Below are 13,354 nucleotides of genomic sequence, written 5' to 3' on the forward strand. Positions count from 1 at the left end.
GTTCCGGGGGCCGGACGCGTGTCCGGCGGTCCAGGCCGAAGAAGTAGGTCGCGGTGAAGCCGACGGCGTACCCGGTCAGCAGGCCGCCCGCGTGGGCCGCCCGGGTCAGCCCGCCGTCGCCGCCGGCGTCTGCGCCTTCAGCAGGGCCGGCAGGCGGGTGGTGCGGGGCTTCTGCGGAACCTCCGCCACGGCGTGCTGCAACGCCTGCTCCACGCCGTGCACGACGGACAGGTGGCGTTCCGCCCGTCCGAAGGCCGTGTACACCCACGGGCGGGTCAGGGCCGCCGCCGCGTCGCCCGGCAGCACGACGACCGTGGCGGGCCAGCGCAGTCCCACCGCCTGGTGCGCGGTGAGCGCCCACCCGTGCCGCACGGTCTGCTCCACCCGCTCCTTCGGTACGACGACGGGGCCGCCCGCGCACTCCAGGTGCAGCCCTTCGGCGTCGGCCGTCACCACCCGGCCCTGCAGGACGCGGCCCGGCGTGGGGGAGTAGGCGATCCGGTCGTCCGGGTCGAAGCCCCCGAAGCGGCCTGGGCCGGGGTTCAGCCGCTCCTTGAGGGCGGTGTTCAGCGCGCGGGTACCGGCCGCGCCGCCGTGCCCGGGCGTGATCACCTGGGTCTGCTCGGTGGGGATGCCGATCGCCCGCGGCACCGAGTCGGCGACCAGCTGCACCGTGCGGTGCACCGCCTCGCCGGCGTCGCGCACCGGAACGATCACGACCTCCTTGCCGGGCGCCTCCACCTGGTTGAGCTCGCCGATGCCGACGCCGGAGACCAGCTCTCCGACGGGCCCGGGGTCGGGCGTCCGGGAGGCCACCTGCGGGCAGGCACGGGCGGCGATCAGATCCGCGAAGACCCGTCCGGGCCCCGCCGACCACAGCACTCCGGGGTCACCGCTCAGCACGAGGCGGGCCCCGTCCGGCAGGGACTCGGCGAGCACGGCCGCCGTCTCGACATCGAGCTGCGGCGCGTCGAGGACGACCAGGACGTCCAGGTCCAGAGCCCCGTCCGCGTCGCGTCCCGGACCCTCGGTGCCGGAGAGCAGCCCCTCGACGGTGGCGGTGCCGGTGGCCTCGCCGTGGCCGGTGGCCTCCGGCCCGTGACCGGCGAGGAGGCCCGTGAGACGGTCACGGCCGTCGGCGGTGTGGGCGGCGGCCCAGCCGCGCAGACCGAGGCCGCGGGCGGCGTGCAGCAGCGCGACGACCTCCGACCGGGAGGCGTCGCCGCCGGTGTGCAGCACCAGGCCGTGGGAGGCCGCCGCACGGATCAGCTCGCCCGCGGAACGGGGCGCGGCGCCGGCGGCCTCCTCCCAGTCGGCGGCCGAACCGTCCGCCTTGGGCACCGAGTTCATGATCCGGCCCAGTCCGTCGGAGAGGCTCTCCTCGGCCAGCGCGTACCGCTCCAGTCCGATGAGGATGCGCACCGGGCGCTCCTGCGGCTCCTCCGTGTCGTCCTGCGGCGCTGCGGGTGCCGGGTCCAGGGCGTCCTGGAAGACCAGGGCGTCGCCCTCCGCGAGCGCGGCCTGCACGGCGGCGTCCGGATCGGGCACGGCGCGCTGCGTGAGCGCGGAGGTGAGCGCGGGAGCGTCCAGGGCGGTGTGCCCGGCCACGGCGGCCTGCTCCAGGAGCCAGACGGTCAGCGCCCGGCCCCGACGCTCGTCGTCCGGGCCGCACTCGGCGCCGAGCAGCGCCCGCGCGAACCCGTCGGCCGGCTCGGGCCGCACCCCGGCGACGCGCAGCAACTGCCAGGGATCCTCGCGCAGTTGACCGTCGGCGCCCTCGCCCAGCGCGGCGACGACCTGGGCCGCGAGCGCCTCCGGCGCGCCTCCCTCGCTCAGCACGGCCCGGACGGCGTCCACGGCCTCCGGGGCGGCGGCGCCGGCCGGAGCGGGCCGGGCGGCGACGGGCTGCGGTCGCCGCGCCGGCTCCTCGACGACCCGACGCGGCGCGGGCGTCGCCTCGCGGAAGGCGGTGGCCACGGGCTTCTCGCCGCTCTCCACGGCCCGCACGGCCGCGAGCAGGTCCGCCGCCGTGCCACTGAGCTTGGTCCCGGCGTCGATCGGCGCCTGCTTCTCGGCCTTCCGCCGCTCGATCCGCTCCCGCTCCAGCCGCTGCGCCGCCAACTCGGCCGCCGCCTCGGACACCTGGACGGCGGCCGCGGCCTCCGTGCCGGCTTCGGTCCCTGCGGCAGCCTCGGCGCCGGGTGCCGTCCCGGCCCCCTCGTCATCAGTGCCGTCCTCGCTCGCGTCGGCGGCGGCCTCCGTACCGGGCCCCGTCCCGGCGTCCGGTCCCGCGCCCGTGTCCTGCGGGTCGCCCGCGGTCGAGTCCGCGCCCGGCGCCCCCGGCTCCGCTTCCTCCGTGGTCTCGGGCTCCGTGCTCACAGCGTGCTCCAGTCGTGATCGGGATAGTGGTGCACCGGGGCCGACACGTCGTCGAGCGCCCGGCAGATCTCGTCAGGAAGACTAAGGGTCTCCACTGACAACGCGGCCGTGAGCTGCTGCGCGTTGCGCGCGCCCACGATCGGTGCGGCGACCCCGGGTCTGTCGCGGATCCACGCGAGCGCCACCTGGAGCGGCGTCACGGCGAGACCGTCCGCCGCGATCGACACCGCCTCCACGATGCTGCTCGCCGTCTCGTCGAGATAGGGCGCGACGAACGGCGCGAGATGCTCCGAGCCGCCCCGTGAGTCGGCCGGCGTCCCGGTCCGGTACTTGCCGGTGAGCACGCCCCGCCCGAGCGGTGAGGAGGGCAGCAGGCCGACGCCCAGGTCGAGGGCGGCCGGCAGCACCTCCCGCTCGATGCCCCGCTGGAGCAGGGAGTACTCCATCTGGGTGCTGGCCAGGCGCGTGCGTATACCGGGCGCGGCGAGCTGCCAGGTGGCCGCCTTGGCGAGCTGCCAGCCGCAGAAGTTGGACACGCCCGCGTACCGGGCGCGGCCGCTGCTGACCGCGAGGTCGAGCGCCTGCAGGGTCTCGTCCAGGGGCGTGTGGGGGTCGTAGGCGTGGACGTGCCACAGGTCCACGTAGTCCGTGCCCAGGCGGGCCAGTGAGGCGTCCAGGGCCGACAGCAGATGGCTGCGCGAACCGTCGAAGCGGCGCTCGGGGTCGGGAACGCTTCCGGCCTTCGTCGAGATGACCAGGTCCCGGCGCGGCACGAGCCCCTCGACGAGACGTCCCAGCAGATACTCGGCCTCGCCGTCTCCGTACACGTCCGCGGTGTCGACGAGGGTTCCGCCCGCTTCCCAGAACGCCTTCAACAGGTCCGCCGCGTCGTGCTCGTCGGTGTCCCGGCCCCACGTGAGAGTGCCGAGTCCGATCCGGGACACACGCAGGCCGGTACGGCCGAGATGCCTCTGCTCCATGAACGCCGAGATTACTGTCCGGAACCGGCCGCGTGGGGGCCTGTGGACAACCCGAATCCCACTGATCGCCGCACGTGACGACCCGTCGTCGTGGACCGGGGCCGCGACCGGCGTACGCGGGCGCACGGAGATGGCGTCGACAAGGGGCCGCGCGAAGTCCCGAGCGGTGTTCCCCGCGGAGTTCCGGACCGCGTTCCGGACCGTGTTGCGGGCAGGCGCCGAGAAGGCCGAAGGTGCCGCTCCCCGACCGGGACGCCCGCACGCTAGGGTCTCGGCCAAGGGACGTTACTGATCGGTAAGGGGATTCGGCCATGCAGCTCGGCATCAACCTCGGCTACTGGGGCGCGGGAATGGACGCGGACAATCTCGCCGTGGCCCAGGAGGCCGACCGGCTCGGGTACACCGTCTGCTGGGCCGCCGAGGCCTATGGCTCCGACGCCGCCACCGTGCTCAGCTGGGTCGCCGCCCAGACCGAGCGCATCGACGTCGGCTCGGCCATCTTCCAGATCCCGGCCCGGCAGCCCGCCATGACCGCGATGACCGCCGCGACCCTCGACTCCCTCTCGGGCGGCCGCTTCCGGCTGGGGCTCGGCGTCTCCGGACCGCAGGTCTCCGAGGGCTGGTACGGCGTCAAGTTCGACAAGCCGCTGGCCCGCACCCGCGAGTACGTGGAGATCGTCCGCAAGGCCATGACGCGCGAGCGGCTGTCCTTCGAGGGCGAGCACTGGACCCTGCCGCTGCCGGGCGGCCCTGGCAAGCCGCTGAAGCTCACCGTGCACCCGGAGCGCGAGCACATCCCGCTGTACGTCGCCGCGATCGGCCCCAAGAACCTGGAGCAGACCGGCGAGATCGCGGACGGCGCGCTGCTCATCTTCCCCTCGGCCGAGCACCTGGAGGAGACCGCGGTCAAGCACCTGCGCGCGGGCCGGGAGAAGGCCGGGAAGACCATGGAGGGCTTCGACGTCTGCCCGACCCTGCCGCTCGCCCTCGGCGACGACAAGGACGTCAGCGCGCTGGCCGACATGTTCCGCCCGTACACCGCCCTGTACGTCGGCGGCATGGGCAGCCGCAAGCAGAACTTCTACAACCAGCTCGCCCAGCGCATGGGGTACGAGAAGGAAGCCGCCGAGATCCAGGACAAGTACCTGTCCGGCGACAAAGAGGGCGCGGCGGCCGCCATCCCGCACGCGCTGATCGACCAGACGACCCTGCTGGGTTCGGTGGACCGCATCGCCGACCGGATGACGGCGTACGCCGCCGCCGGTGTCACCACCCTGACGCTGGCTCCGGCGGGCTTCGCCCTGGAGGACCGGATCGCCTCGCTGCGGGCCGGAACCGACGCCCTGGAGCGCGCCGGACTGGCGTAACCGGACCCGGAACGCGTCCGGAGGAAGTCTGCGGCCGTGGTGGGGGCTCGGGGGTCTTCCCCGCCACGGCCGTCACGGGGAACAACGCGTCAGGGCCCCCTTGGTTACGCGCCCGGGCCCTGTTCTCCGTCCGTCGTTTGGCGGATTTGTCCGACACATCGGTTGCCGGTCGCCCGACATCCCATTTGACTCGTTTTCTGCGGAACCCTGCGGAGAGGTGTCAGAGATGCTTTCGGCCAAGAATCTGTTTCAGGAGATCCTCGACAACGACGAGTCGTACCGGCTCTTCTGCTCCATCGCCGCGAGCGGGGAGTCACAGGGCGGCTGGGAGAACGCCAGGATCGCCGCGCTGGTCCCCGCGGGCGAACGCGACCTCGCCCCCAAGATCGCCCGCCACGGCGCCGACGAGGACAAGCACGGGCGGATCTTCAACGCCCTCATGAGGAAGCGCGGCCTGGAACCCGTCGAGGTCCCGTCCGACACCGACTACACAATGCTCCTGGAGCGGCACGGGATCGGCCTGGCGCACGAACAGCTCAAGGGCGACCAGCCGCTCACCGTGCAGGACGTCGTCACCTATCTGGCCCACAGCCGGGTCACCGAACAGCGCGCCTCCGAACAGATGGACCTGCTGCGCAAACACTTCGCCGAGCACCCCGACCTCGGGCGCGCGGTACGGATGATCTCCAACGACGAGGACAACCACCTCGCCTACTGCCACGAGGAACTGCTGCGCTTCGCCCACGCCGGCCACGGCCGCGCGATCCAGCGGACCCTGCGGACCTGCGCCCACGCCGAGATCCGCGTCTACCGGGACGTGAGCCTCGCCGTGATGGCCCACATGGGACAGATCCTCGGCTGGTCCCGTGCGAAGGCGGCCGTGCTCGCCGCGGGCATCCACGCCGTGTACGCCTACGAGCGCGCCGTGGGGTGGCGCCGGATGGTCTCCCTGAAGATGCCGGAGCGGCGCGGCGCCCTCGACGGCCCCGCCACCCCCGCGCCCGAGTTCGCCTGACGGTGGCGGCCGCCGTCACAGCCAGCCGCGGCGCTTGAACTGCCGGTACAGCAGGACCTCCAGCACGACCATGATCCCCACCACGGCCGGGTACGACCACACCCAGTGCAGCTCGGGCATGTGGTCGAAGTTCATGCCGTAGATCCCCGCGATCATCGTGGGGACCGCCGCCATCGCGGCCCACGCGGAGATCTTCCGCATGTCGTCGTTCTGCCGCACGCTCATCTGCGCGAGATGCGCGGACAGGATGTCGGACACCAGCCGGTCCAGGCCCTCCACCGACTCGTTGACCCGCATCAGGTGGTCGTTGACGTCCCGGAAGAAGGGCTGCGCGTCCACGTTCACGAACGGCACCGCAGCCGTGGCCAGGCCCGAGCCCGCGAGCCGGGTCAGCGGCACCGCCAGCGGGACCGTCGCCCTGCGGAACTCCTGCACCTGCCGCTTGAACGCGTAGATCCGTGAGGCGGTGTTCCGGGAGCCGCCCTGCTGTGGCGAGAAGACCTCCGCCTCCAGCTCCTCCAGGTCGGTGCCCAGCTCGGTGGCCACCTCCAGGTAGTGGTCCACCGTGGCGTCCGCGATCGAGTAGAGCACCGCCGTCGGCCCGTGCCGCAGCATCTCGGGATCCGCCTCCAGGCGACGCCGCACGGCCGTGAGCGGCGACTCCTCGCCGTGCCGCACGGTCACCACGAAGGAGTCTCCGAGAAAGATCATGACCTCGCCGGAGGAGACGGCGTCGCTCTCCGGTTCGTACGCCACCGGCTTCAGGACCATGAAGAGCGAGTCCTCGTACATCTCCAGCTTGGGCCGCTGATGGGCCTTGAGGGCGTCCTCGACGGCGAGCGGATGGAGCCCGAACTCCTCGGTGACCAGATCGAACTCCCTCTCGGTGGGCTCGTAGAGGCCGATCCACACGAAGGCGTCGCCCTCGGCACGGCACTGTGCGAGCGCGTCGGAGAGGTCGTCCGGGCCCTCCGTCCGCTTCCCGTCCCGGTAGATGGCGCTGTCGACGATCACGGAGCGTATTCTCCTGTCCTTGGGGCCCTGTCGCACTCCGGCCGCCGCTGTCCACAGCGCCCGCCGGGTCCGCGAGCCGTCCGTCTACCCTGGGCCGCATGCCCACCCTGATCCTCGTCCGGCACGGACGCTCCACCGCCAACACCGCGGGACTGCTCGCCGGCTGGACGCCCGGCGTCGCCCTCGACGAGCGCGGCACCCAGCAGGCCGCGGCACTGCCCGGGCGGCTCGCCGGGCTGCCGATCGCGGAGATCGTCGCCAGCCCCCTCCAGCGCTGCCAGGAGACCGTCCAGCCGCTGCGGGAGGCCCGCCCCGAGGTGCCCGCGCACAGCGACGAGCGCATCGGAGAGGCCCACTACGGCGACTGGTCGGGCCGCAAGCTCGCCGAACTCCAGGACGAGCCGCTGATGCAGGTCGTCCAGGCGCATCCGTCCGCGGCCGCCTTCCCAGGCGGCGAGTCGATGCGCGCCATGCAGACGCGCGCCGCCGAGGCGGTGCGCGAGTGGAACGCGCGCGTGGAGCGTGACCACGGCAGCGACGCGGTCTACCTCATGTGTTCGCACGGCGACATCATCAAGGCGCTCGTCGCCGACGCACTCGGACTTCATCTCGACCTCTTCCAGCGGATCTCTGTTGAACCGTGTTCCATCACCGCGATCCGTTACACCCGCTTGAGGCCATTTCTCGTGCGCCTCGGGGACACCGGTGATTTCGCGTCCCTCGCGCCGCGCGAGGAACCCCCGAGCGGCGACGCCCCGGTCGGGGGCGGCGCGGGCGCACCGTGATCGTCGGCCGCAGTAGGGTGAAGCGGTCGAAGCAGCGCAGTAGTTGTCAGCAAGTTCTCAGCAGCCGATGCGGGGCGGCAGTCAGCCGGCCCTCATGCCGATCCAATGGAGACAGGACGTGTCCCGTCAGGTGTTCCTCTACGACCCCCCGGACCGTTTCGTGGCCGGTACGGTCGGGTTGCCCGGGCGCCGTACCTTCTTCCTGCAGGCCACCTCGGGGCCGCGGGTGACGAGTGTGGCCCTGGAGAAGACCCAGGTCGCCGCACTGGCCGAGCGGATGGAAGAACTCCTCGACGAGGTCGTCCGGCGTACCGGCGGCAGCGCCCCGGTCCCCGCGATGGCCCCCACCGAGGTGTCCGACACCGCCCCGCTCGACGCACCCGTCGAGGAGGAGTTCCGCGTCGGCACCATGGCGCTGGCCTGGGACGGTGACGAGCAGCGCATGATCGTCGAGGCCCAGGCACTCGTGGAGCTCGAGGCCGAGTCCGACGAGGACCTCGCCGAGGCCGAGGAGCGCCTGCTCCAGGACGAGGAGAACGGCCCGCCGATGCTCCGGGTCCGCCTCACCGGAGCCCAGGCCCGCGCCTTCGCCAAGCGGGCTCTCGACGTCGTCAACGCCGGCCGCCCGCCCTGCCCGCTGTGCAGCCTCCCGCTCGACCCGGAAGGACACGTATGTCCGCGCCAGAACGGATACCGCCGCGGAGCGTGACGACCGCCGAGCTGCTCGCCCGGGGCGAGCTGAAAGTACGCGGACAGATCCGTGTGGCCTCGAACGCGGTGCTCTACTGCTCCGTGTCGTACGAGGGCGTCGAGGCGTTCTGCGTCTACAAACCCGTCGCCGGCGAGCGCCCCCTGTGGGACTTCCCCGACGGCACGCTCGCCCAGCGCGAGGTCGCCGCCTACGAGGTGTCCGAGGCGACCGGATGGGGGCTCGTGCCCACCACCGTGCTGCGCGACGGTCCGTACGGCGAGGGCATGTGCCAGCTGTGGATCGAGCCCTCGGCCGGCGAGGCCGGGGACGGCCTGCTCGCGCTCGTGGAGGGCGAGGAGCCGGCCGAGGGGTGGAAGGCGATCGGTTTCGCCGAGGTCGGTGAGGGCGAGACGGCTCTGCTCGTGCACGCCGACGACGCCCGGCTGCGGCGGCTCGCCGTCCTCGACGCGGTGATCAACAACGCCGACCGCAAGGGCGGCCACCTGCTGCCCACCGGCGAGGGCCGCCTCTACGGCATCGACCACGGAGTCACCTTCAACGCCGAGAACAAGCTGCGCACGCTCCTGTGGGGCTGGGCAGGCGAGCCGCTCACGGCCGAGGCGGTGGAGGTCCTCACCTCCCTGCGGGACGCCCTGGCCCCGGCCGCGCCGCTGGCCACCCGGTTGGCGGAACTCGTCACCGCCGCCGAGATCGAGGCCACGCGCGCGCGGATCGCGGACATGCTCGCGTCCGGGAAACACCCGGAGCCCAGTGGCGAGTGGCCCGCCATTCCCTGGCCGCCGGTGTAGCGCGCGAGCGCCGCTCCGCCCGGGGCGGCGCACCGCGCAAGAGGGCCTTCCCGGCCATTGCGGGCTGGCCGGTTCGTATACGGAAGTTCCGTCCGGTTAGTCTCATGACATGTATGCCTGGCCCGCTTCCGACGTCCCCGCCCTGCCCGGTGAGGGCCGCGACCTCCGGATCCACGACACCGCGACGGGTGGGCTCGTCACCCTCGACCCCGGTCCCGTCGCCCGTATGTACGTCTGCGGCATCACGCCGTACGACGCGACCCACATGGGGCACGCGGCGACCTACAACGCGTTCGACCTCGTGCAGCGCGTGTGGCTCGACACCAAGCGGCAGGTTCACTACGTCCAGAACGTGACCGACGTCGACGATCCGCTGCTGGAGCGGGCCGAGCGCGATGGCGTCGACTGGGTGGGCCTCGCCGAGAAGGAGACCGCCCTCTTCCGCGAGGACATGACCGCCCTGCGGATGCTGCCGCCGCAGCACTACATAGGCGCCGTCGAGGCCATACCCGGCATCGTGCCGCTCGTCGAGCGGCTGCGGGACGCCGGAGCGGCCTACGAGCTGGACGGCGACGTCTACTTCTCCGTCGAGGCCGACCCCGACTTCGGCAAGGTGTCCAACCTGGACGCCGCGACGATGCGGCTGCTCTCCGCCGAGCGCGGCGGCGACCCGGACCGGGCCGGCAAGAAGAACCCCCTCGACCCGATGCTGTGGATGGCCGCCCGTGAGGGCGAGCCGAGCTGGGACGGCGGCTCGCTGGGCCGCGGGCGCCCCGGCTGGCACATCGAGTGCGTCGCCATCGCCCTGGACCACCTGGGCATGGGATTCGACGTCCAGGGCGGCGGTTCCGACCTCGCCTTCCCGCACCACGAGATGGGTGCCTCGCACGCGCAGGTGCTGACGGGCGAGTTCCCGATGGCCAAGGCGTACGTCCACGCCGGCATGGTCGGCCTGAACGGCGAGAAGATGTCGAAGTCGAAGGGCAACCTCGTCTTCGTCTCCCAGCTCCGGCGCGACGGGGTCGACCCGGCCGCCATCCGCCTCGCGCTCCTCGCACACCACTACCGGGCCGACTGGGAGTGGACGGACACGGTCCTCGACGAGGCGGTCGCCCGCCTGGAGGACTGGCGGGCCGCGGTGTCGCGCCCGGACGGGCCGTCGGCCGAGGCGCTCGTCGACGAGATCCGTGCCGCGCTCACGAACGACCTCGACGCCCCGGCCGCGCTCGCGGCGGTCGACCGCTGGGCCGCCCTCCAGCACGGCACGGGCGGTACGGACGAGGGCGCCCCCGGCGTCGTCTCGCGTGCCGTGGACGCCCTCCTGGGCGTGGCGCTGTAACGGTTCCCCCTACGGTCGGGCGCCGGGCGGAGTGATCCGCCCGGCGCCCTGTGCGTGCCGCCGTCCGCCGCCGCCGGCCGCTCCTGTCGTCCCTCCCGCTACCGCTTGTTCACGATGACGGCCCCGAGGGCGTCGGTCGTCGGGTCGTAGAGCCCGATGACCTGCTGTCCGAAGGCGAAGGCCCGCTGCACCTGGTCGTGCGTCACCTGGTTCGGGTTCACCAGCCGGCGCCAGCCGTTGTCGATGAACAGGTAGAGGACCGACGGCTGCCCCGGCAGGGGCGTGACGACGTCCCAGAACGTCGTGGCGATGCCGCTCGCGAGCGACGCGGCCTGCAGGGCGCTGGGCAGCACCAGCGGCTGCCCCTGTTCCTGGCTCTGACCCTGCGACTGTCCCTGAGGTCCGCCGAGTTGCTGGAGCAGGTGCTGGAAGGGCTGCTGCCGCCCCATCGTCTGGAGCTGCTGCTGGAGGTGCGGCGGGATGTGCTGCTGCGGGATCTGCTGTCCCATACCCTGCCGGCCCATGTCCTGCGGCTCGTAGGGCTGCTGGATCTGCCCGCCGAACTCCTGCTGCCCGTACGGCTGTTGCGTCTGCGGGCCGAACTCCTGCTGCCCGTGAGGCTGCTGGGGACGGGTCCCGAAGGGCTGCTGCGGGGCCATGCCTTGCTGCGGTCCGAACTGCTGCGGGGGAGCCGTGCTCGGGCCCTGCTGGTCCTGTTGCTGTCCCTGTCGGCTCATCTGCGGGGTGGTGCTCATGCGATTGCCACCTTCCGTCCATGGTTGGTCGTGTTGCGTTCCGTCGGTCCCGGGGGCCGGGTCGTCATCCGGTGACGACCAGGCCGACGATCTCGTCGCCCGAGAACCAGACGCGTACGTCGGGACGGCCGCCCGCGAAGGCGGACTGCACCGCCTGGGTGATCTCGTGCGACGGGTGGGCGAGGTTGCGCCAGGCGCCGCGGACGTGGAGCCGGAGCCGCGGCGGGAGTTCGGGCGGGTACGGCATCAGCTCGGCCCAGTACCGCTCGGCCCGGCCCGAGCCGACCGCCTCCGGCAGCAGCCAGGTGACCGCCGCCCTGATGTCCGGCCGGCTGCCGATCCGCTGGGACGCGGGCCGGTCCGGCGCGTCCTGTTGCGGGGAGCCGGTGGCCCGGAGCACCGCGCGGGCACGCTCCGGCGACATCGGTGCCTGGCCGGCCGCCTTGAGCATGCCCTGCAGCGCGGCCAGGGCACCGACCACCACCGGGGAGGCGGAAGAGGTCCCGGAGAACGTGTCCGTGTACCAGGCGATCTCCTCGGCACCGCCCTGCAGGTCGCCGGGCCGGTCCCAGGAGCCGCCGGTCGTGGTGACCTCGCGCCCCCAGCCCTGGGTGTCCACGCGGGCCCCGTAGTTGGAGAACGCGAGCCGTGACCGGTCCGGGCCGTGGTCGCGGCCGTGGGTGCCGGGCGGCGGTGCGCCGGCCCCGACGAGGATCGCCCCGGAGGACCGGTTGGAGGGGTTGAACGGGTTGCGCCACCACTCGGGGAACTCCGCGGGCCGTCGCTCGTACACCCCGTCGTCGAGGGACTCGGCGCCGTTGCCCGCGGCGGCCACCACGACGATGCCCCGGGCGGTCGCGTCCTGGACGGCGGCGAAGTCGTCCGGCCACCACTCCAGCGGGATGTAGCCCTCCTGGCTGTCCCGCTCCTCGAAGTCGAACCGGGGCCCGGGGGCGTGCAGTTCGACCAGGATGATGTCGCCCGGGCTCAGCCGCTCGGCCGCCGCGTGGATCGCAGCCGCCGTGCCGATGCCCTGGAAGGACGCGGCGGCGGTCACGGCGTCCGGCGCGACACCGGTGATCCCGTGCTCGTCGCGGTCGCCGCCGATCACGCCGATCACGGCCGTGCCGTGGTTGCGCCAGGCGAGGTCCGTGAGCGGTGTACCGACGACCACACCGGCGAGTTTGGAGGCCAGGTCCTCGTGCCCGAGCTGCCAGGCGCCCTCCACGTCGATGACCGTGACGTTCTGCCCCGTACCGCCCGGACGCCGCCAGGCCCAGTGCGCGTCGACGCCCTCCGGCGCCGCACGCAGATAGCCCTGGCGGCTCGTGAAGTCCGGGGTGACGGGCGCTCCCTCCTTGCGGCGCCGGCTGTCGTCCGCGCTCCCGCCGGTCCAGCCGACCGCAGGTCCCGAGGCCGCGGAGGCCGGAACGGCGCCGGGCTTCACGTACGCCGTGTCGATCTCCGGGAGTGCGGCGATCCGGGAGCGCAGCTCCTGGGCGCGGCTCCGCACCCCGTGCACCCGGTAGAAGAGCGCGAGATCGGGGCCGCTATCGGCGCCCGCCGTGGTGGACCGCCGAAGGCGTTCCTCGCTGCCGAACAGCGGTTCCAGGGCGAGCTGTTCGTCGCTGAGGAACATGTTGAGGGCCGAGACGTCGGCGCCCGTCGCCGAGTGAACGCCCTCGGCCCGGGCACGCAGCCTGGCCTCCGGACGGGCGACAACGATCAGCTCCTGCTCGGCTCCTCGGTAGGTGAATCCCGCTCCGTCGGGCCCCGGCCCGGACATTCCCGGGCCCCGCGCCGGCTGTACCTGGTCGGTCATCGCGTACCGCTCCCTTCGATCCCTCGGGTGCCGGTCCCTGCGTGTGCTCCGCCGTGCCGTGGCGCTGTGCCTCGCGCTGCCGCCCCGATCAACTCCCCTTGCCGGGCGGGGCCTTCGGGGCTCAACCTGGCACGCCCACGGCGCCCCGTCCACCCCGTCCCGGCCAACTTGGTTTGAGAACAAGTTGAATGGGGAAACCTGTGCAATCCGGCTGGAACCAGATGTCACGCCCCAGTCAGGCCAAATGCAGGCGAGACGGAAGTCATATGCCGGGGGAGCAGGGGTCGTTGACGGCACGGCTGAGGGGCGGGGGGGGGCCGCGCCCCCCCCCACACCCCAGCCCGCCCTGACCAACCCACACTACACCGGCGACTAACGAGTGTACGAGGAACCCGGCG

Annotated in this window: 11 protein-coding genes; 6 read left to right on the plus strand and 5 right to left on the minus strand. The window is 72.8% G+C overall.

Annotated features, from left to right (window positions below):
* Positions 1–105: 105 nt before the first annotated feature.
* A complete protein-coding gene (locus ABZT74_RS34365; protein WP_356441417.1) occupies positions 106–2,379 on the minus strand; it encodes a helix-hairpin-helix domain-containing protein in 2,274 nt (757 codons plus the stop codon).
* Positions 2,376–3,359, minus strand: coding sequence for an aldo/keto reductase (locus ABZT74_RS34370; protein ID WP_355874332.1), 984 nt, complete (start codon positions 3,357–3,359; stop codon positions 2,376–2,378). Before ABZT74_RS34370 ends, ABZT74_RS34365 begins: the two co-directional genes overlap by 4 nt.
* A gap of 311 nt (positions 3,360–3,670) precedes the next feature.
* Here ABZT74_RS34370 and ABZT74_RS34375 point away from each other — a divergent pair, with 311 nt between their 5' ends.
* Positions 3,671–4,726 carry an LLM class F420-dependent oxidoreductase gene (locus ABZT74_RS34375; protein ID WP_356441419.1) on the plus strand — a complete coding sequence of 352 codons (1,056 nt, stop codon included), beginning with the start codon at positions 3,671–3,673 and terminating at the stop codon, positions 4,724–4,726.
* Positions 4,727–4,952: 226 nt separating this feature from the next.
* Positions 4,953–5,741, plus strand: a complete 789-nt coding sequence (locus ABZT74_RS34380; RefSeq protein WP_356177366.1) for a ferritin-like domain-containing protein — start codon at positions 4,953–4,955, stop codon at positions 5,739–5,741.
* Positions 5,742–5,756: 15 nt separating this feature from the next.
* On the opposite strand, the gene corA is transcribed toward ABZT74_RS34380, so the two are convergent.
* Complete coding sequence (gene corA, locus ABZT74_RS34385) at positions 5,757–6,755, minus strand: magnesium/cobalt transporter CorA (protein ID WP_355874326.1); 999 nt, start codon at positions 6,753–6,755, stop codon at positions 5,757–5,759.
* Between the two features lie 98 nt (positions 6,756–6,853).
* Between corA and ABZT74_RS34390 the strand changes: the two genes are divergently transcribed.
* The 4 genes from ABZT74_RS34390 (at position 6,854) to mshC (ending at position 10,379) form a co-directional block, all read left to right on the plus strand.
* Positions 6,854–7,540, plus strand: coding sequence for a histidine phosphatase family protein (locus ABZT74_RS34390; protein WP_356177364.1), 687 nt, complete (start codon positions 6,854–6,856; stop codon positions 7,538–7,540).
* Between the two features lie 118 nt (positions 7,541–7,658).
* On the plus strand, positions 7,659–8,249 hold the full coding sequence (locus tag ABZT74_RS34395; protein WP_355874322.1) for a DUF3090 domain-containing protein: 591 nt from the start codon (positions 7,659–7,661) through the stop codon (positions 8,247–8,249).
* A complete protein-coding gene (locus tag ABZT74_RS34400) occupies positions 8,213–9,040 on the plus strand; it encodes an SCO1664 family protein (RefSeq protein WP_356441423.1) in 828 nt (275 codons plus the stop codon). The genes ABZT74_RS34395 and ABZT74_RS34400 overlap by 37 nt, the downstream gene beginning before the upstream one ends.
* A gap of 109 nt (positions 9,041–9,149) precedes the next feature.
* The gene (gene mshC / locus ABZT74_RS34405) at positions 9,150–10,379 is read left to right on the plus strand and encodes a cysteine--1-D-myo-inosityl 2-amino-2-deoxy-alpha-D-glucopyranoside ligase (RefSeq protein ID WP_356441426.1); all 1,230 of its coding nucleotides are present in this window, start codon (positions 9,150–9,152) and stop codon (positions 10,377–10,379) included.
* Positions 10,380–10,477: 98 nt separating this feature from the next.
* On the opposite strand, the gene ABZT74_RS34410 is transcribed toward mshC, so the two are convergent.
* Both ABZT74_RS34410 and ABZT74_RS34415 read right to left on the minus strand, forming a co-directional pair.
* Positions 10,478–11,134 carry a hypothetical protein gene (locus ABZT74_RS34410; protein WP_356441429.1) on the minus strand — a complete coding sequence of 219 codons (657 nt, stop codon included), beginning with the start codon at positions 11,132–11,134 and terminating at the stop codon, positions 10,478–10,480.
* 64 nt (positions 11,135–11,198) lie between these two features.
* Positions 11,199–12,956 (minus strand): S8 family peptidase, encoded by a 1,758-nt coding sequence (locus ABZT74_RS34415; RefSeq protein ID WP_356441432.1) that lies wholly within the window; start codon positions 12,954–12,956, stop codon positions 11,199–11,201.
* Between the last annotated feature and the right edge of the window lie 398 nt (positions 12,957–13,354).

Source organism: Streptomyces sp. NPDC005302 (assembly GCF_040607345.1).
GTDB lineage: Bacteria > Actinomycetota > Actinomycetes > Streptomycetales > Streptomycetaceae > Streptomyces.